Genomic DNA, 25,362 nt, shown 5'->3' with positions numbered 1-25,362 from the left:
AAGCGCTTTCCCATACTGTAGATGGCGGCTTGGTCCGCGCGCAAGCCGCAACGCGTCGCCCCTCCGGAGAGGGGCGCGGGTCAGCCGCCGTCGAGCTCGACGGGGCGGCCGGCGTGGAGCTCGACGCGCGCAGAGCCACCGGGCCACCGCACGAGCCGGCTGCCGACAGCGGCATCCGTCTCCGCCGTCAGGCGCGCGGATGACAGCCGCGCGCCGGTATCCGACATCGCCCACGCGAGGTCGACGACGATTCCCGGCCGGGCGCGCAGGCCCCGGATCCGGCCCCCGCCGATCGAGGCCGGCACCGCGGGCAGCAGCTCGATGTCATCCCGGTGCGACTGCAGCAGGCACTCCGCGATCGCCGCGGTGTAGCCGAGGTTCCCGTCGATCTGGAACGGCGGGTGCGCCGCCAGCAGCGACGGGTACAGCCCGCCCACCTCCGCGTCGCGGGGCAACGTCATGTCGCGGAACACCAGCTTCAGCAGCGCATCGACCCGCTCGGGCTCGCGCAGCCGCGCGCGGAGCGCGAGCTTCCAGGCGAGCGACCATCCGGTCGCGTCGTCGCCCCGCATGTCGAGGAAGCGCGAGGCGGCACGGCGATGCTCCTCGCCGAGATCGTCGGACCCGGGATACACGAACGCGACCGGGGAGACATGCCGATGATGCGGATCGACGGCATCGGGGTCACCGTCCCACTCCGCGATGCTGCCCGAGGCGGTGATGCGGACCGGCGCGAGCACGTCCAGCACCTCGCGGATGCGGCCGGCATCGGCATCCGCCGGGGCGTCGTGCCCGAGCTCCGCGGCGAGCGCGAGGTCGGCCGCGAGGTGCTCGCGGAGCAGCACGAGGTCGAGGGCGGCTCCGGTGGTGACCGCGGCACGTCCCCCGTCCGGGGTGCGGTAGTCGTTCTCGGGGGATGTCGACAGGAGGGTCGTGAACGTGCCGTCAGGAGCACGATGCACCCAGTCGAGCGCGAACAGCGACGCCTGCCGGATGATGCGGTGCGCACGCCGGCGCGAAGCAGCGTCTCCCCCGCCGAACCGGTGCCGCTCCTCGAGGTGTCGGCACAGCCAGAATCCGGCCATCGGCCAGAAGGCCCATTGCGCGTCGTGGACGCCGTTTCCGACCGGCTGCGTGTACGCCCACGCGTCGGTGTTGTGGTGCGCGGCCCAGCCACGAGCCCCGTAGAGGCGACGCGCCGTCTCGCGGCCGTTGTCGGCGAGCGCCTCGATGAGGTCGAGCAGCGGTTCCTCGGTCTCGGCGAGGGCGGTTGTGTGCGCCGCCCAGTAGTTCATCTGCACATTGATGTTGGTCGTGTAGTTCGAACTCCACGGCGGCCGCATCTCGCCGTTCCAGATTCCCTGGAGGGTCGCCGGAAGACCTCCGGGACGTGAGGAGCAGATCAGCAGGTATCGCCCGTAGTGGAAGAGCAGCGCGGCGAGGCCGGGGTCGCGCGCGGGTTCCGCTCCTTCCCCCGCGTCGCCGCCGACATCGATCGCCCGCAGCCGCACGTCGGTGGGAGCATCAGGCGGCGGCGCATCGAGATCGAGCTCGACTCGCCCGTAGAGACGCTCATGGTCACCGAGCTGCGCAGCGCGCACACGGTCGATGCCGTCGGCGAGCGCGCGTTCGATACGGGCGACGGCGCGGTCGGCCACATCCTCCGCCCGCCCCCGCGGTGACACGCCGATGCGGGTGAAGGTCGTCTCGACGGCGATGATGAGCCGGAGCGTGCGGATGCCGCGCAGTGGGCGCTCGGGGTCGCGAGCGTCGGAGACGACCCGCACCACCACGGCCCCCTCGACGACCTCGCTCTCGTCGTACACGATCGGCTCGTCGGACTCGTCGTGGGGCGGAACGACGTCGGAGGGCAGGCGGAAGAGCAGGGTGGTGGCGTCATCGCTCTCGACGCGAGCGAGTTCGCGCAGACCGGTCTCGAGGGCGAGTCCGACGTCGGTCAGGCCGGGAGTATCGATCTCGTGGATCATCACACCGTGCGGCGCGCTGATCCAGGTGCGCTGCGTCGACGGCGCGTCGACGGGTCCGGTGCGGACGGTGTGCGTGGCCGTGCGCAGATCGAGCGAACGCTCGTACCCGGCATGCTCGCGCAGGGCGTCCGCGCCGATGCCGGCGACAGACACGCGCAGGGTCGCCACGGGCAGATAGGCCTGCGTGTGCCGGTGCTGGAGGAGACGGACGGCCTCGTCGGCATCGCCGAACCGCTCGTCCCGCATCGCCTCACGGGCACGCGCGAGGGCCGCGGCGGCCGCGTCGGCGCCGACGGTCGGCGGCATCCGCTCGCTTGCGGGGCTGCCCGACCACGCCGTCTCCTCATTGAGGACGAAGACCGCTTCGGCCGGGTCGCCGAAGCACATCGCCCCCAGGGAGCCGTTGCCGATCGGCAGCGCGTCGGTCCACTCCCGTGCCGGCGCCGCGTATCGCAGGACGTGCTCGCTCACGCACCGCCTCCGGTCCGGTCACGGCGCGACTCGGCGTCGAGATCGGCCCACAGCGCGTCGGGCAGCGGCTCGTCGTCGTCGAACGACCCCGGCACCTGGGAGGGGTCGCCGATGCCGAGGACCACGGAGACGACGGCGGGATGCCGCAGCGCGAACACCCGCGCCGCGCGGGACAGCTCGACGCCGTGGGCGGCGCAGACGTCCGCCAGTCGCGTGGCGCGCGCGATGATCTCGTCCGATGCGGGGGCGTAATCGTAGAAGCTCGTCGGCCCGGGGCGCCGGGTCGCCAGAATGCCGGAGTTGTAGACGCCGGCGGCGACGACGGCGACGCCGTGCTCGAGCGCCGCGGGCAGGAGCCGCTCCGATGCCGTGCGGTCGAGGAGGGTGTAGCGGCCCGCGATCATCACCACATCCGCCAGTCCCGTCTCGACGACCCGCGTCGCTGCAGCGGCATTCGTCGTCCCGATGCCGATCGCGGAGACATGACCGGCCTCGCGCAGCTCGACGAGGGCGGGGAGCGCCTCGTTCACGGCGACGTCGAGCTGGTCGTCGGGATCGTGAAGGTAGAGGATGTCGACCGCATCGAGCCCCAGGCGCTCGAGCGATCGCTCCCACGACTCGCGCACGCCACGAGCGGAGAAGTCCCACCGGCGGGCGAGGTTCGCGGGCACGACGAACCCGCCGGGGTCGCGCTGGGCGGCACCACCGGGATTCGGGACGAGCAGGCGGCCCACCTTCGTCGAGACGACGTACTGCTCGCGCGGTCGGTCGCGCAGCGCGTCGCCCAATCTGCGCTCCGCCAGCCCGAGGCCGTAGTGCGGAGCGGTGTCGAACATGCGCACGCCGCGGTCCCAGCTCGCGTCGACGATCCGGCGAGCGCGGTCGTCATCGATCGCAGCGAAGAGGTTGCCGAGCGGGCCGGTGCCGAGCCCCCATCTCCCCATCGCCGAGAGGAGGTCGGGCCTCGATCGCACATCGGGTGTCATCGTGCCTCCAGGAGCATCGGGGCGGGGTCGTGAGCTTTTTTATCAGTGCGAGATATATTCTGCAATGGTCGGACACCATGAGATCGAGGAACGCATGACGCCGGATGAGGCAGCCCCGAGCCGGGCGACGGCCACGACGCGCACCGTGACGCTGATCAATCAGACCGCGATCCTCGATGCGCTGCGCACCCGCGGCCCGCTGGGCCGCGTCGAGCTCGTCGAGGCCACCGGCCTCGCCACCGCGACCGTCCACCGGCTCTGCACGCGCTTGGTCGACGACGGCGCCATCGTGGTCGAGCGCGACCTCGGCGGCGCGATCGGTCGACCGACCCACCGCTACCGGTACGCCGGCGAGACCCGCAGCGTCATCGCCCTCGACGTGACCGACACCTGCGCCCGCGGTGCGCTCATCGACTTGAACGGCGATGTGCGCCACACCGAAGAGCGATCGCTCATCGGTGCGGACGGGGCCCTCGATCCCGCGTCGCGCCTGGACGGCACGCTCCGACTCGTCGACGACCTCCGCACGGCGGCCGCGCTGCGCGGCATCCCGGCCTACGGGGTCGGCGTGGCCGTCCCCGGCGTCGTCGCCCCCACCGGCCACGTCGGCGACTCCGTCGAACTCGGCTGGGTCGACGTGCCGCTGCGTGACCTCATCGCCGAGCGGACCGGCCTGCCCACCGTCGTCGAGAACGACGCCAACGCCGTCGCGGTCGGGGAATGGTCGCACGGAGCCGGGCGCGGAAGCGCGAACCTGGCCACCTTCGTGCTCGGTGTCGGGCTCGGCGCGGGTATCGTCGCCGACGGCCGGCTGCTCCGCGGCGCACGGGCCGCCGCGGGCGAGATCGGACACCTGATCGCCGATCGATCCGGTTTCACCCGCGCCCCCGCGGCCGGCGGCGACCTCGAGAGCCGCATCCTCGAACTCGGGGCGTCCCGTTCCCCGCTGGCCCGCCGGGAATCGACCCTCGGCATCCTCGACGAGTACGCCGACGGCTCCGACGCCGCGCGGGGGCCGGCCACCGAGCTCCTGGACTACATCGCGATGTCGGTGGCAGCTCTGGCGGTGGTCCTCGACTGCGGCGAGGTCATCCTCACCGGCGCCCTGCCCGAACGCGCCGGCGTGCTCGTCGACGAGATCGACCGGCGGCTCACGGGGCGCATCCCCGCGCCGCCGCGCATCCTCATCGGCGAGCTCGGCGAGCGCGCCGCCGTCGTGGGGATCGGGCAGCTCGCGATCGATCGCGTGAACGGAGCGCTCTACCTTGCCTGATCTTCTCCCCCTCCCCGCATCCGGCCCGGTGGTCGGCGTCGACGTCGGCGGGACCAAGACGCAGATCGTCGCCTCCGGCGGTGGAACCGACGTCAACGTGGTCGTTCCCAGTCCGAGCTGGCGGCGCGGCTCGCTGTTCGACGACGTCGCGAACTTCGACCGGCTGAGCGATGCGGTGCTGTCCGCTGTCGGGACGCCTCCGGCGGTGACGGTCGTCGGCGCCCACGGGGTCGACAACGCCGGCCAGCGGCGGCGCGCGAAAACGCTTCTGGGCGAGCGGCTCCCGGGGCTCGTCGACGTCGTCAACGACGCCCTGCTGCTCGCGCCCGCCATGCGGCGCGACACCGCCATCTGCGTCATCGCCGGCACCGGTTCGATCGTCGTGGGCACCGGGCCGGACGGAGCGCCCATCACCGCAGACGGGCACGGCTGGCTCATCGCCGATGATGCGAGCGCTCCCGGCCTCGCCCGCGGCGCGGTGCTGGCCGTCCTGCGCGCCGTCGACCGCGACGGACCCGTGGCACTCGGCGACCCCCTCGCTCAGTCGTTGCTCGATGCGCTCGGCGCGCACGACACCGTCGAACTGGCGCTGCGCTTCCAGGCCGCGGCGAGCGAAGACGCCTGGGGCCGGCTGGCGCCACGGGTGTTCGAAGCTCTCGGCGCAGGATCGCCACTGGCGCGCGGTGTCGTCGAACGCGCAACGGCGCATCTCGCAGACCTCGTGATGGCGGTGCGCGCTCGCGGCGCCCGAGGCCACGATGTCATCGCCGCCGGTGGGGTGATGACGGCTCAGCCCGCGCTCTCGGCCGGGCTGCGGGCGGCCGTGGCCGCACGCGACGGGGCGCTGAGCGTCACGGTCCTCGACACGGCGCCCGCTTTCGGGGCCCTCGCCCTCGCCCACCGTCTCGCCGCCCGCTCAGCAACGAAAGGCACCCCGTGAGGATCATCGTCTCCCCCGACCCCGTCGCGACCGGCGCGTCCGCCGCGCACGCGGTCGCTTCCGCGGCCGACCACCGCCCGGACCTCGTGCTCGGCGTCGCGACCGGCTCATCGCCCCAGCCGCTCTACCGGTCGCTCGCCATCCTCGTTCGCGCCGGGCTCGACCTGTCGTCGGCCACGGCCTTCGCGCTCGACGAGTACGCCGGCCTCGCTCCGGAGCACCCGCAGAGCTACCACTCCGTCATCGCCCGCGATGTGACCGCCCCGCTGCGCCTCGACCCCGACAGCGTGCACGTACCCGACGGCGCGGCAGCGGATGCCGACGCGGCGGCCGGGGCCTATGAGCGTGCCATCACACGGGCAGGCGGCGTCGACCTGCAGATCCTCGGCATCGGGACCAACGGGCACATCGGGTTCAACGAACCCGGGTCCCCCGCCGACTCCCGGACGCGCATCGTGGATCTGACCGCTCGGACGATCGCCGACAACAGCCGGTTCTTCCCCGACCCGGCTGAGCCGGTACCCACGCGGGCCCTCACGCAGGGGGTCGGGACGATCCTCGCGGCGCGGCGCATCGTCCTCGTCGCGACGGGCGAGCACAAGGCGGAGGCCGTCGCCCGCGCCGTCGCGGGTCCGGTGACCGCCGCCGTCCCGGCATCGTTCCTGCAGCGGCATCCCGACGTGACCTTCTTCCTCGACGAGACCGCGGCCTCCCGCCTCTCGCCGACCGTCCGCGTCCAGCCGGTGAACGCATGAGCGCGCCGGTCTTCGACATCGCTCGCATCGGCCCCGGCGAGGGATCGGAGCCGCCGCGGACACGGCTGCGATCGGACGCTCCCGCGCAACCTCTCGACGGCACGTGGCAGTTCCGTGTGAGCGCCTCGGTTCTCGACATCCCGGATGACACGTGGCTCGACGGAACGGCCGGGGTGTGGTCGGAGCTCGTGGTCCCGGGGCACTGGAACCTCAACGGTTTCGGGCTGCCCGCCTACTCGAACGTGCAGTTCCCGTTCCCGATCGATCCGCCGCATCCCCCCGACCACAACCCGATCGGCGACTACCGCCGCGCGTTCTCGCTCGACCCCGGACTCGCGGCGGCCGCCGCCGTTCCGGGCTCGCGGATCCTGCTGCGGTTCGACGGCATCGAGTCGGCGGCAGACGTGTTCCTCAACGGTGAGCGTCTCGGCTCGACGCGGGGAAGCCGGCTGACGCACGAGTTCGACGTGACGGGCATCGTCCGCCCTGCCGGCAACGTCATCGGAGTGCGCGTGGCGAAGTTCTCGGATGCGACGTACCTCGAGAACCAGGACATGTGGTGGCTGCCGGGCATCTTCCGCAGTGTCGAACTGCTCGCGCGTCCGTCGGGCGGCATCGACGACGCCTTCGTCACGGCCGACTACGACCCCGCCACGGGCCGCGGCGAGCTGGCCGTGCGCGTTGCCGCCGAGGGCGACGTCGGCGTCCGGATCCACGAGCTCGGCATCGACACGGTCGTCCGCGGCACCGGTCCCGGAACCGTCGACACCGCGCTCGCCCCCGCGCTCGTCGAGGCCGGCGAGGTCTCGCCGTGGTCCGCCGAGACGCCGCGCCTGTACGACGTCGTCCTGAGCACCGCCGCCGAACGCGTCTCGCTGCGCGTCGGATTCCGGCGCGTGGCGTCGGCCGACGGCATCCTGACCGTCAACGGTCGCCCCGTCACACTGCGGGGCGTCAATCGGCACGAGCACGATCCGGAGCACGGACGGGTGCACTCCGAAGCACTGGCCCGCCACGACATCGAGCTGATGAAGCAGCACAACATCAACGCGGTACGAACCTCGCACTATCCCCCGCACCCCGACTTCCTCGATCTCGCGGACGAGTACGGGCTCTACCTCATCGACGAGTGCGACCTCGAGACCCACGAGTACGAGTACGTCGAGTGGCGTGGGAACCCCAGCACGGACCCTGCGTGGCGCGAGGCGTTCCTCGACCGCATCCGCCGCACCGTGACCCGCGACCGGAATCACCCCAGCGTCATCCTGTGGTCGCTGGGGAACGAGTCCGGTGCCGGCTCGAACATCACCGCGATGGCCGATTGGGTGCGCGGCCACGATCCGTCGCGGCTCATCCACTACGAGGGCGATTGGTCCAGCCGCGACGTCGACGTCTACTCGCGCATGTACCCCTCGCACGAGGAAGTCCGACGGATCGGCGAGGAGGCGCTGCATCCCGCCGCATTCGACGCGACCGCCGACGAAGTGCGCCGGCGCGGACTGCCGTTCATCCTGTGCGAGTTCGGGCACGCGATGGGCAACAGCCCCGGCGGTGTGAAGGAGTATTGGGAGCTCGTCGAGCGGTACCCCCGCATCGCCGGAGCGTTCGTGTGGGAGTGGGTCGAGCACGGCATCGCCGTTCGCGACGAGACCGGGCGCCGCCTCATCCGATACGGCGGCGACTTCGGCGAGTCGGTGCACGACCACAACTTCGTCATCGACGGGCTCGTCAGCGCCGACCGCGAGCTGCGCCCGGGCCTCGTCGACTATGCGGCGATCATCGCGCCGGTCGTGTTCGAGATCGCCGCCGACCGGCGCGCGGCCGCCGTGATCAATCGCTACGACCACATCGATCTGTCGCACCTGCGTGTGCGCTGGCGACGCGAGCGCGACGGGGCGGTCATCGCCCAGGGCGAGCTGGAGATCGCGGCGGCCCCGCGTCAACGCGTGGTGGTCGAGCTTCCCCCGGAAGCCCGGGACGACCGCGCCGCTCCGGAGGTCGCCGATGTCCTCACCCTCGAAGCGGCGCTGCGCGACGAGACCTCATGGGCGTCGCCCGGCCACGTCGTCGCCCGCGGACAGCACGTGCGCGCCGGCGCACCGGCGCGGGAGGACGGGGTCGCGCCGGCCGCACACCTCTTCGACCGACGCGCCCGGCCGCTCGTCCTCGGCACCGCCCGCGTGGTCGACCCGCCGCGCCTGGGTATCTGGCGCGCGCCCACCGACAACGACCGCGCTGCGGGCTGGGACGAGCCCGACCTGCCGCCCTACGCCGAGCGCTGGGCGACCGCACGGATGGACCGGATGCTGACCCGTCTGCGCGGAACGGAGCGCGATGACCTCGCGCTCACCGCGTGGACCCGCGACGGCACGCCGTCGTACGACGCGGCGATCGACGCGGTCTGGGCGTGGCGCGCGGTCGAGGACGGGATGCTGCTGCACCTGGACATCGAGCCGCACGGCCCGTGGGAGGTCGACTGGGCACGGCTCGGCATCGACCTCGCCCTGGAGGGGGCGCCGGTCGGTCTCGACTTCGCGGGATACGGGCCGGGGCCGAGCTACCCGGACACCGACTCGGGCGTCCACTTCGGGTGGCATCGCGTGGGCGCGCCCGACCTCGTCACCCCGCACGTCCGCCCGCAGGAGAGCGGCTCGCGACGGGGTGTCCGCGACGCGACGATCCGCACCGAGACGGGAGACGTGCGGGTTCGCGTGCTCCAGGGCGGCAGCACGGATGCCGGCGTCGCCATCACGGTGTCGCCGTGGGATCGGCGCACCCTGGCCGACACGACGCACGCATCCCTTCTGCCCGCGCCCACGGCGACCCACCTCTCGATCGACATCGCGCAGTCGGGTGTCGGCACGGCGACCTGCGGCCCCGGAGTGCTCCCCCGATACCGTGTCCCCGCCTTCGCGGCATCCGTGCGCCTGTTGTTCAGCCCCGCCTGAGCGGTCGCGCTCAGGCCAGCAGCAGGGCGGCCCAGCTCACGGGCGGAAGGGGGATCTCGAGGATGCCGTCGCGGATGACGGCATCCTCGAGCGGCACGACCCCGACCCGCTCCGGGTCGTCGAGGGTGTTCGCGGCGTACATGTCGTCGTCGTGCAGCAGGTGCGACTCGACGATGCGCGGCTCGCGGCCCAGCTCCGCGATCAGCGCGGAGACATCGAGACGGAGGGTCGCCGCCTCGCCGACGGAACGGTTGACGACGAAGACGCTCGTCCCCTGCTCGCCGACCGTGGCGACGGCGTTGAGCGCGGGGATCTCCCCGAAGCGCGAGCTCGTCACGGTCGTACCGTCGAGCGGAACACGCACCACCCGCTCGCCCGTGAGGCGCGAGGTGATCGAGAACGGGAAGAACGTCGTCTGGCGCCAGGCCGGCCCGCCGGGCTCCGTCATGATCGGTGCGATGACGTTGACGAGCTGCGCGAGGGACGCCGAGCGCACCCGGTCGGAGTGCTGCAGCAGCGTGATCAGCAGGTCACCGAAGACGACGGCATCCAGCGCGTGGTACCGGTCTTCGAGCAGACGGGGCGCGACGGGCCAGCCCGCCTCCTCCGGCTTGTCGTCCTGCTCGCCGTTCTCGTCGAAGAGGTACCAGACGTTCCACTCGTCGAACGAGATCATGATGCGCTTGTCGCTGCGCTTGGTCGCGGCGACCGAGTCGGCGATCGCGACGACCGACTCGATGAAGCGCGCCATGTCGACGCCGGAGGCGAGGAACTCCTGGGCGTCGCCGCCGCGCTCCTGGTAGTAGGAGTGGCAGGAGATGAAGTCGACGTCCTCGAAGGTGTGCTCGAGCACCGTGCGCTCCCACGACCCGAAGGTCGGCATTCCGCTCCCCGACGAGCCGCAGACGACCAGCTCGAGGTCGGGCTGCATCATCCGCATCGCCTTGGCGGTGCGGGAAGCGAGCTTGCCGTAGTCGTCGGCGTTGCGGTGACCGAGCTGCCACGGCCCGTCCATCTCGTTGCCCAGGCACCACATCCGCACGCCGAGGGGTTCGGGGCGACCGTGCTCCGCCCGCTTCCGGGTCCAAGCGGTGTCGGCGTCGACGTTGGCGTATTCGAGGAGATCCAACGCCTCCTGGGTACCGCGCGTGCCGAGGTTCACCGCGAGCATGAGGTCGCTGCCGACGAGCTCGAGCCAGTCCGAGAACTCGTGGAGCCCGACCTCGTTGGTCTCGGTCGAGTGCCACGCGAGGTCGAGGCGCCGCGGACGCTCTTCGCGTGGACCGACGCCGTCTTCCCAGCGATAGCCCGAGACGAAGTTGCCACCGGGATACCGGATCGTCGAGACCCCGAGTTCGCGCACGAGATCGACCACGTCGCGGCGGAAGCCGTCGGGGCCCGCGGTCGGGTGACCGGGCTCGTGGATGCCGTCGTAGATGTGGCGCCCGAGGTGCTCGACGAAGCCCCCGAAGATGCGCCGATCGACGACGGTGAGGACGGCTTGGGGATCGAGGGATCCGTGGGTGCTCATGAGGACCTTTCCGGCGTTGGCGAAGGACGTTGATCTGTCACGTTACCGGTAACATTCATCCCTCACTCAGCTTTTACACCGCCGAAACGGGAAGCGCTTGCCGGATGGGCGGCGGGGGGCTACCGTATGTCTCACCCACATTGTCATGACATGCCGACAATTGCACCACGGCCTGACGCGACACGATCGAGCGCTCACCGCAGAGCGCGTGTGAAGGAGAAGCAGTGAAGAGTTCCCGCACCATTCGCACCACCGTCCTCGTCGGAGCAACGATCGGCGCCCTCGCGCTCGCTGGCTGCTCGTCTCAGGGCGGCGGAGAGGGCGATCAGGTCGTCCTCCAGTTCGTGCAGTCGGGTGATGCCGCGCAGGGCGGCGGCTACGCGATGCTCGCCGAGAAGTACGAGGAGGAGACCGGCGTCAAGGTCAACGTCGTCGAGGTCCCCAACGACGACCTGCGCACGCGCCTGCGCACGGCGTCGCAGGCCAACGACCTCCCGGCCCTCGCCGCGGCACCCGACGCCGACCCCGCCTGGACCGCGCGCATGCTCGACCTGACCGACATCGCCGAAGACGCGAAGGTCATCCCGGCCCTGCGCGTCGAAGACCCGGGCGACGGCAAAGTGAAGGCCCTCCCGACGACACTGACCGGCGTCGGTATGTTCATCAACAAGTCGCTGTGGGATGCCGCCGGCGTGGAGTACCCGACATCCCTCGACCAGCAGTGGACGTGGGACGAGTACGTCCAGCGCGCGAACGAGGTCGTCGAGAAGACCGATGCCGAGTTCGGCGCCGTCATGGACAGCTCCGCGCACCGCCTGCGCGCCTTCCTGTTCGAATTCGGCAGCCAGGGCGTCACCGAGCAGAGCGACGGCACCTGGGCCCTCGACGCCGAGGGCGAGAAGGCCCTCGAGTACTTCAAGAAGCTCAACGACGACGGGTTCATGCCCAAGGCGGTCTGGGCTGCTGGCGACGACCCCAGCGCGACCTTCAAGAGCGGTCGCGTCGCGGGCTACATGTCGGGCGTCTGGCAGATCGCCGACTTCCAGTCGAACATCACCGACTTCGAGTGGCTGTCGGTGCCGCTGCCCCAGCAGCCGGTCCGCTCGACCAACTACGGCGCCGCCTCGTGGATCGTCGCGTACGACGGCACGGGCGTCGAGAAGGAGACGCTCGACTTCGTGAAGTGGATGTACCAGCCCGAGAACTACCGCGCATACTGCGAGGTCTCCGGCTGCCTGCCCGCCCTCGAAGGGCTCGAGGTGACCTACCAGGACGACGCGTACGCGTTCGACCTCTACAACGGCGAGATCGCCGAGTCGCCCGAGATCGCCGCTCGTCAGACCGTCGACGGTCTGAAGAACAGCTACACCGGCCTCGCGATCGACAGCGAGCCGCTGAAGGACGAGACGGTCAAGTACCTCAGTGGCGAGCAGACGCTCGAGCAGACCGTGGCGAACATCAACTCCATCTCCACCGAACAGATGAACTGACCTCCCCAGGGGAGCCCATCGCATGACTGCAACCATCACGCCGGACGCCTCCGCCCCCACGGCGGGGGCGCCCGGCGCGCCCCGTCCCCGCAAGCGCGTCTTCGGGCGCTACCGGCTCGCGCCGTTCATCTTCACGGTGGGAACCGCCGCGCTGTTCGCGCTGTTCTTCCTGTGGCCGGGTGTGCTCGGGCTCTCGTACTCGCTGACGGACTTCCGCGGCTGGGGCGACGCCGAGTTCGTCGGCCTCGCCAACTACGTCGAGCTGATGACCGATCCGGGCTTCTACGGCGCGCTGGCCCGCACGTTCGTCTTCACGCTGTTCGCGGTTCCTCTCAGCTACGCGCTCTCGCTCGCGATGGCGGTCGCCATCAACGCGGTGTGGGCACGAGGCAAGACGGCCGCCCGCATCATCTTCTTCCTGCCCTGGCTCGTCTCCCCCATCGTCACCGGTGTCATCTGGCGCTGGATGTTCGGCGAGAGCTTCGGCTTCGTGAACTTCATCATCCGCACCCTCGGCGGCGAAGGTGTGCCGTGGTCGTCGAACGCCGACCTGTCGCTGCTCGTCGTGATCGTGGCGTCTTCCTGGGGCGGAGCGGCCTTCAACATGCTCCTGTTCGTCGCCGCGCTCAACAACGTGCCGAAGTCGTACTACGAGGCGGCGGAGCTCGACGGCGCGAACGGGTGGCAGCGGTTCCGCAACATCACCCTGCCCTCGATCGCCCCGACCTCGGTGCTCGTGATCCTCCTGTCGACCCTCGGGCACATGAAGGAGTTCGCGCTCATCCAATCCCTCAACGGCGGCGGCCCCGGCACCCAGAACCGCCTGATCGTGCAGTACATCTACGAGACCGGCTTCAAGCAATCCGAGATCGGCTACGCCAGCGCGGCGTCCATGGTCCTCCTGGTGATCCTCATGATCATCGCCGTGATCCAGCTGCGCATCAGCCGGAGGAGCAACAACGCATGGTGACCACCTACGCCATCACCGTCCCCGACGACAAGCGGACCAAGCGCTACGAGCGCCGCCGCCGCACGCAGGGCCGCATCCGCAAGTCGATCCTCCCCACGACGATGCTCTGGGTGCTCGCGGTTCTCATGCTCTTCCCGCTGCTGTGGTTCCTGCTCTCGTCGTTCAAGCCCGGCAGCGAGCTCTTCAGCTACCCGCTGTCGTTCTTCCCGCGGGAGTGGACGCTCGACGGCTACGCTGCGGCGCTCGAGCGCATCGACTTCGCGCGCTACTTCCTCAACACCGCGATCGTGGCGACGGTCACCACCGTCCTGACCGTCGCGCTCTGCGCGATGACCGGTTACGCCCTGGCGAAGTACAAGAACCCGTGGCTGAGCGTGCTCGGGCTCTGCATCCTGTCGATGACGATGCTGCCGGGCGAGGTCATCCTCAACCCGCTGTTCATCGTCATCCGTGACCTGGGGCTCTACAACTCGCTCGCCGGTGTGATCATCCCGTCGATCATCACGCCGACCGGAGTGTTCATGTTCCGGCAGTTCTTCATCACGATCCCCGACGAGCTCATGCAGGCGGCACGCATCGACGGTGCGAGCGAGTTCGGCATCTTCTTCCGCATCATGATGCCGTTGGCCCGCCCCATCGCACTGACGCTCGCCATCATGTCGTTCCAGTGGCGCTGGAACGACTACATCTTCCCGCTCATCATCCTCGGCAACCCCGATCAGTTCACGCTGCAGATCGCCCTGCGCGCCCTCGTCGGCGCCGAGAACATCGAGTGGACGATCCTGTTGTCGGCCTCCGTGCTCTCGATGCTCCCCCTGATCGCGCTGTACCTCGTTTTCCAGCGGTACATCACGTCGTCGAACATCAATGCGGGGCTGAAGGACTGATGCCCGCGCGGGACGACCTGATCCTCGAACGCGTCGATCGTTTCGTCGGCGACCACCTCGCACGCGCGGTGGTCGCCGATCGGCGCCCCCTGACGGTCTCGGCCTGGCAGGTGCCCGACGAGGGCGATCTGCCGGGCGAGCCGGTGTCGGTCGAGCGGATGCGGCGCGATGCCGACTTCACTCCGATCGACCCCGGCTCCGCCTGGGGCCGGGCGTGGGGCACGACGTGGTTCCTCGTCGAGGGTCGGGTTCCCGCGGAGTGGGCCGGATGCGACGGCCGCGTCGAGCTGTCGCTCGACCTCGGGTTCTCACAGGCCAAGCCCGGCTTCCAGTGCGAGGGGCTGGTGCGCACGACCGCGGGGTCGGTCGTCAAGGGCCTCGAGCCGCGCAACCATCACGTCCCGGTCGCCGCCGGCGCGGGCGAGGAGTTCTCGTTCACCGTCGAGGCGGCCGCCAACCCCGACCTCTCCGGCGGCGACGACTTCCGCAGCCCGCTCGCCTTCGCCCCCACGGCGCTCGGCGACAAAGCCACCGCCGGCACCGCCCCGCTCTACCGTCTCGGCGACATGGAGGTGCGACTCGTCGACGAGACGGTCGAACGCCTGCGTCGCGAGGTCATCGTCCTCGTGGGTCTCGTACGCGAGCTGTCGCCGACGGATCCGCGCCGAGCCCGCATCCTAGACGGTCTCGAGCGCGCGCTGTACGCGGTCGACCCCGCCGATCCGTCCCACGGGGCGAACGCGGCCCGAGACATGCTCGCGCCGCTGCTGGCGTCGCCGGCCGTGGCATCCGCGCACCGCATCACGGCGACGGGGCACGCGCACATCGACTCGGCCTGGCTGTGGCCGACGCGCGAGACGGTGCGGAAGGTCACCCGGACCTTCGCCAACGTCCTCGACCTCATGGCCGCCGACCCCGATGCGGTCTTCGTGAGCTCGTCGGCACAGCATTTCGACTGGGTGCGCCGCAGCGATCCCGAGCTGTTCGCCCGCGTCGCCGAGCGCGTCGCCGAGGGGCGGTTCGTGCCGGTCGGCAACATGTGGGTCGAATCCGACGTCAACATGCCCTCCGGCGAATCGGTCGCGCGCCAGCTGCTCTTCGGCACCCGGTTCTTCGAGGAGCATTTCGGGGCACGGAGCGACGTCGGCTGGCTGCCCGACTCGTTCGGCTTTCCCGCATCGCTTCCCCAGCTGCTGCGCGGCGCCGGGCTGCGCTGGTTCTTCACGCAGAAGATGTGCTGGAACGACGGCGACACGATGCCCCACCACTCGTTCGTGTGGGAGGGCCTCGACGGTTCTCGGATCTTCACGCACTTCCCGCCGAACAACACCTACAGCGGCGATATGCGTCCGACCGAGCTCGCCCGCAGCGTGCGGAACTTCGCCGATCACGCCGCGAGCTCGCGATCGCTCATGCCGTTCGGATACGGCGACGGCGGCGGCGGCCCCACCCGCGAGATGATGACCGATGCGCGACTGCAGGCCGATCTCGAAGGATCGCCCACCGTGACCTTCGGCACTCCGCGCGAGTTCTTCGTCGAGGCCGCCGACGAACCAGCGGCCCCGCCGGTGTGGGCGGGCGAGATGTACCTGCAGTTCCACCGCGGTATCTACACGTCGCAGATGCGCACCAAGCGCGGCAACCGGCGCAACGAGGCTCTCCTCGTCGAGGCGGAGCTGTGGAGCGCCGCGGCCCACGTCCGGCGCGGCACGCCCTACCCCGCCGCAGATTTCGACGAGCTCTGGCGCGAAGTGCTGCTGCTGCAGTTCCACGACATCCTGCCCGGCAGCGCCATCGCGTGGGTCCATCGCGAAGCAGAGCGGTCCCACGCTGAGACGACCGCGCGTCTCGAGGCGATCATCGCTGCCGCGATCGCCGCTCTGGTCGGGTCGGGCTCGACCCGGCTCGCGCTGAACCCCGCGTCCTCGCCCATCGGAGCGATCTCCCCCGGGGCCGCAGGACCTGCCCCGGCCGCGGCACCGTTCTCGGCCGAACCGGTCGCGGACGGCTTCCGGCTGCGCTCGGAGAGCATCGACGTCCTCGTCGGTCCCGACGGCACGCTGCGCAGCGTCCGCGCCCTGCCGGACGGCCGGGAGCTCATCCCGGCGGGGCATCGAGGCGGGCTGCTCCAGCTGCATGTCGATGCTCCCGCGAAATGGGACGCCTGGGAGCTCGACGCCTCGTACCGCCTCACGACGACCGACGTCGACGGCGGCGCGGCCCGGCTCACCGAGAGCGGAGCCGTGCACGTCGTCCACCCCCTCCCCCACGGCCAGGTGGAGCAGTGGGTCGACATCCACCCCGTCGGCGGCGCCGTGCGCATCCGCACGCGCGTCGACTGGCATGAGCGGCATCGCCTGCTCAAACTCGCCTTCCCCGTCGCCGTGCACGCGCAGGACGCCGCTTACGAGACGCAGTTCGGACACGTGCGTCGTGCACTGCACGCGAACACGTCGTGGGATGCCGCACGCTACGAGGTCTGCGCACATCGGTGGGTGCACGTCGCGGAGCCGGGTACCGGAGCTGCGATCGTCAACGACGGCCTGTACGGACACGACGCGACGCGCACGACGGACGAACAGGGAACCGTGACGACCGTTCGACAGTCTCTGCTGCGTGCGCCCACATTCCCCGATCCGGATGCAGACCAGGGCACGCACGAGTTCGTCTCGATCTTCACGCCGGCCGAGACGACGACCGATGCCGCCCACTGGGGCACGATCGTGGGCTCGCCGCTGCGCGAGGTCGACGGGTCCGGTCCCGTCGCGCCGCTCGTCGCGAGCGACGGGACCGACGTGGTCGTCTCGGCCGTCAAGCTCGCCGCCGACGGCAGCGGCGACCTGATCGTCCGGGTGTTCGAGCAGCGCGGCGCGCGGTCGTCCGGCGCCCTCCGGTTCGACGTGCCGCTCGCCTCGCTCGAGGTCTGCGATCTCGTCGAGACCGTCGGCGGCGGCCGAGCCGGCGCCGCCACGTTGCGCGACGATCGCACGGTCGCCCTCGACCTGCGAGCTTTCGAGGTCGCGACCCTGCGCGCCCGCCTGCTGACCCCGGAGACCCCATGAGCCGCGACACCGAGATCTTCCCGCCCGACACGTTCCCCACCGATGTCGTGGCCGCCGCCGACGCCGCGGCCGCTGCCCTGATGGATGAGCCCGTCGACGTCGCGGAAGCGCCGCTCGGTCCGCACCGGGAGTCCATGCGACGCGCGAAGCTCCTGGTGGCCGTCTACCTCTCCCCGACGTCGGCGTTCGCCGGCGACCCCGCCGCCGTGGCGCGCGCGGAGCGGTACGCCTCAGTCCTCGCGGAGCTGCAGTCGCCGACGGGCTTGTTCCTCGGCGGCGACAACGTCGAGTCGCCGCCCGACAGCGGCTTCACGATCAACGACGTCGGCGACATCCTCGAGCTCATCCGGCGTTCGGGCGACGATCGGTTGAGCGCCCTCGGCACGATGCTGGGCGCCATCGCCGACCGCGCAGCACCCGCGATGCTCGCCGGCGGTGTGCACACCCCGAACCACCGGTGGGAGCTCACGGCGGCGCTCGCCCGCCTGCACCGGCACCGGCCCGACGAACGGCTGGTCGAGCGTGCCCGGCACTGGCTCGCCGAGGGCATCGACATCGCTCCCGACGGCCAGTACTCCGAGCGCAGCGCGAACTACGCCGTCTACGTCTCGAACCCGTCGCTGCTCGCCGTCGCCGACATCCTCGACCTGCCCGCGCTGCGTGCCGTCGTGGAACGCAACCTCGCGTCCACGCTCGGCCTGATCCAGCCCGATGGATCGGTCGAGACCGTGCACTCCCGCCGCCAGGACCAGCGCGAGACGCGGTTCCCGCTCGCCCCCTTCGCGACGCTCTACCGCCGGCTCGCGATCGAGACCGGCCGCGCCGATCTCGCGTGGGCGGCCCGGGTCGCGGCATCCGAGCCGGTCATCGACCCCCAGACGGCACTGGCGGACGTGCTGCTGCACCCGGCCATCGCGGGACCGCTCCCCGACCCCGCGGCCCCCGCGGCACGGTTGCGGAGTGTGTGGCCGTCGTCCGGGCTCGTCATCGATCGCACGCCCGAGCGCACGATCACCGTGTTCGGCGGTTCCGACTATGCCGCGGCCGGCCGCATCCGTTCGGGTCTCGCCACGAACCCGACGTTCCTGCGTCTGTTCGCGGGCGCGGCCGTGCTCGAATCGGCGCGCCTGTCGCGTCACTTCTTCGGGCTCGGCCCGTTCCGAGCCGACTCGCTGACCGTCTCCGACGACGAGTTCGTCCTCGACGAGCGGCTCTCTCCCGCTTACTTCGGCCCGCTCGCCACCGAGCGCCACCGAGCGGGTGGCGACTACCGCCTGGTCGACGAAGGCCGGTTCTCGGCGGCGATGTCGTTCGACGTGCGCCCCCGCGACGAGGTCGCGCTGCACACGCGCATCGCGGTGCTTCCCTCCGAAAGCGGTGCCGACCTCGTGATCGACACCGAAGGGCCGCTGTGCACGTGGAGCCTGGAACTCGCCTTCCGGCCCGGCGGGACCTTCGAGGGCGTCGAGCCGGCGCCCGACGGGACCGCCGTCCTGGCTGCGGGCACCGCGCGTTACCGCGTCGGCGACGACGCCATCGAGTTCGGCATTTCAGCCGGAGCGGATCGCGGGGTGCCCGGCGCCGCCGGTTACCTTCCGGGTGAGGACTACACCTATCTCGGCGGCACGGACGCCCTCGGCGGGCCGCGCGTCTACCTCACCGGCACGACGCCCGGTCGCGCCGAGGTGGTCCTGCGCCGCGTACGCTGACGCGCCTCGCCCGGCTTCAGTCGAACGAGACCGCGACGGCGACGCGCTCGGCGAGCGAACGTTGCGCGGCATCGGCGAGCACGAGCGCGGCACGACCGTCCTCGAACGAAGGGCTCGTCGACGCCTCGCCGCGGACGGCCTTGACGAACTCCGCCAGCTCGGCGGCGTACGACGCGGCGTAACGCTCGAGGAAGAAGTCCTGGTACGGCGGACGGGCCTCGACGCTCGCCGCCGTCGAGGCGCTGACGAGACTCGTCCCGGCGTTGGCCACCTGCAGCGAGCCGCGAGCGCCGAACGCCTCGAGGCGCTGGTCGTATCCGCTCGCGCTGTGGCGCGAGTTGATGATCGTGACGATCGCACCGGATGCCGCGCGAAGCACGGTGACCGCGGTGTCGACGTCGCCGTGCTCGCGGGCCCCGGCGTCGAACGTCGTCGTGGCCGTCGCGGAGACCTCGACGATGTCGGACACGAAGAAGCGCGCCATGTCGAAGTCGTGGATCGTCATGTCGCGGAAGATGCCGCCGGAGACCGCGATGTACGACGCGGGAGGCGCGGCGGGGTCGCGGCTGATGATCGTGAGCTGCTCGAGCTCGCCCACCTCGCCGGCGCCGACGCGCGCGTGGACCTCGGCGAACGCCGGGTCGAAGCGGCGGTTGAAACCGAGGGCCACCGGCACGCCGCTGGCCGCGACGCGGGGGCGGAGAGCATCGACGCGAGCCAGGTCGAGATCGATCGGCTTCTCGCACAGCACCGGGATGCCGCGGTCCAGGGCCGCCGCGATGAGGTCCACGTGCGTCGGGGTGGGCGACGCGATGATGACCGCGTCCACGTCGCCCGAGGCGAGCATCTCGTCGGCGGACTCCGTCGCGCGGCCGCCGAAGCGCTCGGCGACGCCCGTGGCGCCGGCGATGAACGGGTCGGCGACCCAGGTGAGCGTGGTGTCGGGCGACGCGGCGATGTTGACGGCATGGACCTGGCCGATGCGACCGGTGCCGATGAGTCCGAAGCGGATGGGGGAAGTGGTCACGGTTCTCTCCGTCTGTCGTGGGTCACAGCCAGTCGCGCAGCGCGTCGCGGTTGGTCTGCTGGTCGGCGGTGCGCTCGCGCAGGAAGGCGTCGATCGCGGTCTCGGGGCCGTTCAGGACGTCCTGCTCCACGACGACCCAGCCATCGAAGTCGCGCTCGGCCATCGCGGCCATGACGGGGACGACGTCGAGGTCGCCGTGCCCGAACGCGACGAAGACGCCCGATGACCAGACCTCGCGCATCCCCCCGCCCGCGGCGAGGACCGCGCGCAGGCGGCCGAGGTCGACGTCCTTCAGGTGCAGGTGGTTGATGCGATCGCCCCAACGGCGCACCGCGTCGACCGGGTCGCCGCCGCCGAGGGCGAGATGCCCCGTATCGAGGGTCAGGCCGATGTCGACGCGTCCGAGGAAGCGGTCGATCTCGGCGGGTGACTCGACGAACGTGCCGGCGTGGTGGTGGAAGGTCGGCTCGAGTCCGGCGGCGCGCACGAGCGCGACCGCGCGTTCGGCGTTGCGTGCGAGGCGATCCCACGCGGCATCGTCGAGCCGGTCGACCTCTGCGCCGCGTCCGGGAGCGGCGCGGCGCGCGGCCGAGCCGTCGTCGGCGAGCGTCGGCAACGGCAGCCGGCCGCCCACAGCCTCGCCCGCGGCGACGAAGCTGCGCAGCGCCGACTCGAGCTCGGGCAGGGCGGCGGCGAACGCCTCGTCGTCCGAGAACGGCAGCTGCACCCACCCGCCGGCGAGGCCGAGCCCGAACCGCCGGAGACGCTCGGCGAGGGCGTCGCCTTCGCCGAGGAACCCGGCCGGCCCGAGGTCGACGCCGTCGTAACCCGTCGCGACGAGGGCCTCGAGCATCTCGTCCGCCGTGACGGTCTCGGCGCCGTCGGGGGTGAGCTCGAACACCCCGAAGCTCACGGGCGCTCCGGCGACCGTCGCTTTCATGCTTCTTCCTGTCCTAGCAGGGGCCGCTGCGTGCCGCGCTGCCGCTCGTAATCCTCACGGGCACGCGCCGTCGTCTCGAGTTCGGCGACCTCGGCCACGGGCACATCCCACCAGCCCGAGCCGTCCGGGGCGTAGATGAGGGGGTCGGACTCGACGTGGATGACGGTGGCGGTGTCGGCGGCCTTCGCGCGCGTCACCGCGGCGGTGAGCTGCGCCGCGGCATCCGGTCCGGGCGCGATCTCGATGACATCGACGCCGTAGCTGCGGGCGTTGGCGGCGAGGTCGACGGGCAGCGTCTGCCCGCTCTCGAAGTTGCGCGCCTCGTCGTCGAGCATGCGGTAGCGCGTGCCGAAGCGCGCGGATCCGACCGTCTCGGAGAGATGCCCGATCGAGGCGTAGCCGTGATTCTGGACGATCACGACGATGATCTTGATGCGTTCGGCGACGGCGGTCGCGAGCTCCGAGTGCAGCATCAGGTACGACCCGTCGCCCACCATCGTGATGACGTCGCGGTCGTCGCCGGCGGCGAGCAGCGCGCGCTTCGCGCCGAGAGCACCGGCGATCTCGTACCCCATGGTCGAGAAGGCGTACTCCACGTGGTAGCCGAGCGGATCGCGAACACGCCAGAGCTTGTGGAGGTCGCCCGGCAGGGATCCGGCGGCCTGCACCATGACATCGGCGGGGTCGGTGGCGGCGTGCACCGCGCCGATCAGCTCAGGCTGTCCGGGCCGGTCGAGGTGCGAGGCGACGAAGGCCGCGTCGACCGCGGCGTCCCACCTCGCCTTGTGCTCGGCGATGCGTGCGGCGTACTCCCGCGACACGTGGTGGCGGGCCAGGTCGCGCAGGGCCGCCACGAGCGTCTCGCGGGCGTCGGCGATGACCGGCAGATCGGTGCCGTGCTTGTGCGCGTCGAACGATGCGACGTTGACGTTGACGAAGCGCACCGACGGGTGCTGGAAGGCCGTGCGCGACGCCGTGGTGAAGTCGCTGTAGCGCGTGCCGATCCCGATGACGGCATCCGCGTCTGCGGCCAGGGAATTCGCCGCTGTCGTACCGGTGGAGCCCACCGCCCCGACGTACTGCGGGTGGTCCCAGGGCATCGACCCGCCGCCGGCCTGCGTCGTGGCGACCGGGATGCCGGTGCGGCTCGCGAACTCGGCGAGCGCCTCTTCGGCGCCGGAGTAGATCACGCCGCCCCCGGCGACGATCAACGGGCGTTCCGCGGCCGCGATCGCCTCCAGAGCCCGGGCGAGTGGGCCTGCCTCGGGCACCGGGCGACGCACGTGCCATTCGCGGTCGGCCAGGAATTCCAGCGGCACGTCGATCGCCTCGGCCTGCACGTCCTCGGGGAGCGCGATCGTCACGGCGCCCGTCTCGACCGGGTCGGTCAGCACGCGCATCGCCGCCAGCGCGATCGAGAAGAGCTGTTCGGGACGCTGGACCCGATCGAAGAACCGCGAGAGCGGCCGGAAGGCGTCGTTGACGGTGAGGCCGATGTCGCCGGGCTGCTCCAGCTGCTGGAGCACCGGGTCGGCGACGCGGGTGGCGAAGGTGTCGCTCGGAAGCAGGAGCGCCGGCAGCCGGTTGGTCGTCGCGAGCGCGGCGCCCGTGAGCATGTTGGTGGCGCCCGGGCCGACGGATGCCGCTGCCGCGAACGTCGCCCGCCGCCGCCGCATCCGGGCGTAGCCGACCGCCTGATGGACCATCGCCTGCTCGTTGCGCGCCTGATGGTACGGCATGAGGTCGGGGGCGCTCGCGTTCAGCTGAGCGAGGGCCTGTCCGATCCCGGCGACGTTGCCGTGGCCGAAGATGCCGAGCACTCCGGGGATCGTGCGTTCGCGGATGTCGCCGTCGACCGTCCACTGGTGCGCGAGGAACTCCACCAGCGCCTGGCTGACCGTCATCCGTCTCGTGCGGGTCATCATCTCTCCTCGTCGGCGCCGCCGCCGTATGGCAGGCGCGGATCGATCTGCTCGGTGCGCCAGGTCTCGCGCACCCAGGCGTGGGCGGGGTCGTCGCTGATGAGCCAGGCCCGCTCGGGCCCCGGGCCGGCCATGACGTTCAGGTAGTAGAGGTCGTAGCCGGGGGCTGCCACGGCGGGACCGTGATAACCGTAGGGCACGAGAGCGATGTCCCCCGTGCGCACCTGCTCGTCGATCGCGATCTCGCCGACGGGCGAGGAGGTCGTCGAGAACAGCCCGAATGCCGCATCGGGGTCCGCCGCCGGGCCAGCACCGGCGACGGGCGCGCTCTCGAAGTAGTAGATCTCCTCGAGGCGGCTCTCGTGGCCGGGCACGTGCTCGTCGTGCTTGTGGGCTGGATACGACGACCAGTTCCCCGCCGGGGTCACCACCTCGCAGACGATGAGACGGGCCGCATCGAGCGAGCCCGGGGTGCCGAAGTTGTGCACCTGACGGCTCGATGCTCCCGCGCCGCGCAGTTCGACGGCCACTTCGTCGGCGGTGATGTGACGGCTGGGGTGCCGCTCGTCGGTGGGCGACGAGGCGACGGCGACCCGACCGACGCCGGTGATGCGAAGCGTCGACCCCGCCGAGACGTACAGGACGTCCGTCGGGCCGGCGAACACCGAGGGACGTCCGCGGAGGACCGTCGTCCGCGGCTCGAGACCCTCGCGGTGCTCGACGGTGAAGCTGCCGCGCAGGGGCACGACGATCCGCTCCGCGCCGTCGTCGTCGAGCGCGACCTCGTCACCCTCCGCGAGCTCGGCCACGTGCAACCCGGTGTGCTGCCACCCGGGAAGAGCCGCGTCGACGACGCTCTCCCAGACGCCGTGCGCGAGCGCGCCGCGCCGGTGGAACCAGGTGGCGCTCATCAGGAGTTCTGCGGGAAGCCGAGGTTGATCCCGCCGTGCTCGGATGAGCCCCGGGTCGCCGGGTCGAGCCACCGGCTCGTCACCGCCTTCTCGCGCGTGAAGAACTCGAAACCGTGCACGCCGTACGCCTTCGCATCACCGAAGAGCGACTGCTTCCAGCCGCCGAACGAGTGGTAGGCCACCGGCACCGGGATCGGCACGTTGATGCCGATCATCCCGACTTCGACCTCGTTCTGGAACCGGCGTGCGGCCCCGCCGTCGTTCGTGAAGATCGCGGTTCCGTTGCCGAAGCGACCGGAGTTGATGAGCGCGACGCCTTCCTCGAAGGTCGCGACGCGGACGACCGCGAGCACGGGTCCGAAGATCTCCTCCTGGTAGGCGCGTGACGAGGTCGGGATGCCGTCGATCAGCGTGGGCCCGAAGAAGAACCCGTCCTCGTGCCCGGCCACCGAGAACCGGCGCCCGTCGACGACGATGCGGGCGCCATCGGCTTCGGCGATGTCGACGTATTCCGAGACCTTGTCGCGGTGGGCCCGGGAGATGAGCGGCCCCATGTCGGGCTCGGTGTCGGCCGAGCCGTCGCCGACGCGCAACGCCGCGATGCGGTCACCGATCCTCGCGATGAGCGCGTCGGCGACGGGCTCGACGGCGAGCACCACGCTGATGGCCATGCAGCGCTCCCCCGCCGCACCGTACCCGGCGTTGACGGCCTGATCGGCGACGAGGTCGAGGTCGGCGTCGGGCAGCACGAGCATGTGGTTCTTCGCGCCGCCGAGCGCCTGCACGCGCTTGCCGTGGCGGGAGGCTGTCTCGTAGATGTACTGCGCGATGGGAGTCGAGCCGACGAACGAGATCGATGCGACGTCGGGGCTCTCCAGCAGGCCATCGACGGCGAGCTTGTCTCCCTGCAGCACCGTGAACGCGCCGTCGGGGAGTCCGGCCTCCTGCCAGAGACGCGCGAGCCACAGCGCCGCGGAGGGGTCCTTCTCGCTCGGCTTGAGCACGACCGCGTTGCCTGCGGCCAGCGCGACGGGGAAGAACCACATGGGGACCATCGCCGGGAAGTTGAACGGCGACACGATGCCGACGACTCCGAGAGGCTGCTTGATGGAGTAGACGTCGATGCCCGTCGATGCGTTCTCGCTGAACGCGCCCTTGATCAGGTGCGGGAACCCGGTCGCCAGCTCGACGACCTCCTGGCCGCGCAGGATCTCGCCCATCGCGTCCGAGACGACCTTGCCGTGCTCGGCGGTGATGATGCGGGCGAGCTCGGGCTTGCGGGCGTTCAGCAGCTCACGGAACGCGAACAGCACGCTCTGGCGACGTGCGACGGAGTACCGGGACCAGACCTCGAACCCTCGCCGCGCAGACGCGATGGCCCGCTCGATCGTCTGCTCGTCGGCGAGCGCCACCTCGGCGCTGACCCGCCCGGTCGCCGGGTTGAAGACCGGTGCGGTCCGGGTGCCGTCGGGCGCGTATTCGGCTCCGTCGATCCAGTGCGGGATGACGGGGACGTCGCCGGTCGGGCCGGCGGTCGCGGATGCAGCCATGA

Annotated in this window: 17 protein-coding genes; 9 read left to right on the top strand and 8 right to left on the bottom strand. The window is 71.1% G+C overall.

The genetic code is table 11. From position 1 onward, the window contains the following. Positions 1-80: 80 nt before the first annotated feature. On the bottom strand, positions 81-2,459 hold the full coding sequence (locus QUC20_RS02790) for a glycosyl hydrolase family 95 catalytic domain-containing protein (protein ID WP_289330883.1): 2,379 nt from the start codon (positions 2,457-2,459) through the stop codon (positions 81-83). Beyond that, a complete protein-coding gene (locus QUC20_RS02785; protein ID WP_289330882.1) occupies positions 2,456-3,445 on the bottom strand; it encodes an aldo/keto reductase in 990 nt (329 codons plus the stop codon). The genes QUC20_RS02790 and QUC20_RS02785 overlap by 4 nt, the downstream gene beginning before the upstream one ends. A 64-nt stretch (positions 3,446-3,509) precedes the next feature. Between QUC20_RS02785 and QUC20_RS02780 the strand changes: the two genes are divergently transcribed. Genes QUC20_RS02780 through QUC20_RS02765 form a run of 4 tightly spaced genes read left to right on the top strand, consistent with a single transcriptional unit; the run spans position 3,510 to position 9,361 of the window. Then, a complete protein-coding gene (locus QUC20_RS02780) occupies positions 3,510-4,718 on the top strand; it encodes an ROK family transcriptional regulator (protein WP_289330881.1) in 1,209 nt (402 codons plus the stop codon). Next, complete coding sequence (locus QUC20_RS02775; protein WP_289330880.1) at positions 4,711-5,658, top strand: BadF/BadG/BcrA/BcrD ATPase family protein; 948 nt, start codon at positions 4,711-4,713, stop codon at positions 5,656-5,658. Before QUC20_RS02780 ends, QUC20_RS02775 begins: the two co-directional genes overlap by 8 nt. Then, on the top strand, positions 5,655-6,413 hold the full coding sequence (locus QUC20_RS02770) for a glucosamine-6-phosphate deaminase (RefSeq protein ID WP_289330879.1): 759 nt from the start codon (positions 5,655-5,657) through the stop codon (positions 6,411-6,413). The genes QUC20_RS02775 and QUC20_RS02770 overlap by 4 nt, the downstream gene beginning before the upstream one ends. Then, the gene (locus QUC20_RS02765) at positions 6,410-9,361 is read left to right on the top strand and encodes a glycoside hydrolase family 2 TIM barrel-domain containing protein (protein ID WP_289330878.1); all 2,952 of its coding nucleotides are present in this window, start codon (positions 6,410-6,412) and stop codon (positions 9,359-9,361) included. Before QUC20_RS02770 ends, QUC20_RS02765 begins: the two co-directional genes overlap by 4 nt. Before the next feature lie 10 nt (positions 9,362-9,371). On the opposite strand, the gene arfA is transcribed toward QUC20_RS02765, so the two are convergent. Next, positions 9,372-10,892, bottom strand: coding sequence for an arabinosylfuranosidase ArfA (gene arfA / locus QUC20_RS02760; protein WP_289330877.1), 1,521 nt, complete (start codon positions 10,890-10,892; stop codon positions 9,372-9,374). 224 nt (positions 10,893-11,116) lie between these two features. Here arfA and QUC20_RS02755 point away from each other — a divergent pair, with 224 nt between their 5' ends. From QUC20_RS02755 to QUC20_RS02735, 5 genes are read left to right on the top strand one after another with little or no spacing between them, the layout of a single operon-like run. Continuing rightward, positions 11,117-12,382 carry an ABC transporter substrate-binding protein gene (locus QUC20_RS02755; protein ID WP_289330876.1) on the top strand — a complete coding sequence of 422 codons (1,266 nt, stop codon included), beginning with the start codon at positions 11,117-11,119 and terminating at the stop codon, positions 12,380-12,382. Positions 12,383-12,404: 22 nt separating this feature from the next. Continuing rightward, positions 12,405-13,352 (top strand): carbohydrate ABC transporter permease, encoded by a 948-nt coding sequence (locus QUC20_RS02750; protein WP_220700898.1) that lies wholly within the window; start codon positions 12,405-12,407, stop codon positions 13,350-13,352. After that, positions 13,346-14,239, top strand: coding sequence for a carbohydrate ABC transporter permease (locus QUC20_RS02745; RefSeq protein WP_120263473.1), 894 nt, complete (start codon positions 13,346-13,348; stop codon positions 14,237-14,239). Before QUC20_RS02750 ends, QUC20_RS02745 begins: the two co-directional genes overlap by 7 nt. Continuing rightward, the gene (locus QUC20_RS02740) at positions 14,239-17,301 is read left to right on the top strand and encodes an alpha-mannosidase (protein WP_289330875.1); all 3,063 of its coding nucleotides are present in this window, start codon (positions 14,239-14,241) and stop codon (positions 17,299-17,301) included. The genes QUC20_RS02745 and QUC20_RS02740 overlap by 1 nt, the downstream gene beginning before the upstream one ends. Further along, positions 17,298-19,010 (top strand): hypothetical protein, encoded by a 1,713-nt coding sequence (locus QUC20_RS02735; protein WP_289330874.1) that lies wholly within the window; start codon positions 17,298-17,300, stop codon positions 19,008-19,010. Before QUC20_RS02740 ends, QUC20_RS02735 begins: the two co-directional genes overlap by 4 nt. Positions 19,011-19,026: 16 nt before the next feature. Here QUC20_RS02735 and iolG read toward each other — a convergent pair whose 3' ends face one another. From iolG to QUC20_RS02710, 5 genes are read right to left on the bottom strand one after another with little or no spacing between them, the layout of a single operon-like run. Beyond that, positions 19,027-20,037 (bottom strand): inositol 2-dehydrogenase, encoded by a 1,011-nt coding sequence (iolG, locus tag QUC20_RS02730; RefSeq protein WP_120263476.1) that lies wholly within the window; start codon positions 20,035-20,037, stop codon positions 19,027-19,029. 22 nt (positions 20,038-20,059) lie between these two features. Further along, positions 20,060-20,977, bottom strand: coding sequence for a sugar phosphate isomerase/epimerase family protein (locus tag QUC20_RS02725; RefSeq protein WP_120263477.1), 918 nt, complete (start codon positions 20,975-20,977; stop codon positions 20,060-20,062). Then, the gene (iolD, locus tag QUC20_RS02720; protein WP_434543651.1) at positions 20,974-22,902 is read right to left on the bottom strand and encodes a 3D-(3,5/4)-trihydroxycyclohexane-1,2-dione acylhydrolase (decyclizing); all 1,929 of its coding nucleotides are present in this window, start codon (positions 22,900-22,902) and stop codon (positions 20,974-20,976) included. The genes QUC20_RS02725 and iolD overlap by 4 nt, the downstream gene beginning before the upstream one ends. Further along, positions 22,899-23,810, bottom strand: coding sequence for a 5-deoxy-glucuronate isomerase (gene iolB / locus QUC20_RS02715; protein WP_289330872.1), 912 nt, complete (start codon positions 23,808-23,810; stop codon positions 22,899-22,901). Before iolB ends, iolD begins: the two co-directional genes overlap by 4 nt. After that, the gene (locus QUC20_RS02710; RefSeq protein WP_289330871.1) at positions 23,810-25,360 is read right to left on the bottom strand and encodes a CoA-acylating methylmalonate-semialdehyde dehydrogenase; all 1,551 of its coding nucleotides are present in this window, start codon (positions 25,358-25,360) and stop codon (positions 23,810-23,812) included. Before QUC20_RS02710 ends, iolB begins: the two co-directional genes overlap by 1 nt. Positions 25,361-25,362: the final 2 nt, after the last annotated feature.

The sequence above is a fragment of the Microbacterium arborescens genome (assembly GCF_030369635.1).
Taxonomy (GTDB): domain Bacteria; phylum Actinomycetota; class Actinomycetes; order Actinomycetales; family Microbacteriaceae; genus Microbacterium.
Note: the sequence above shows the minus strand (reverse complement) of the source record. Positions and strands in the feature narration are given on the sequence as shown.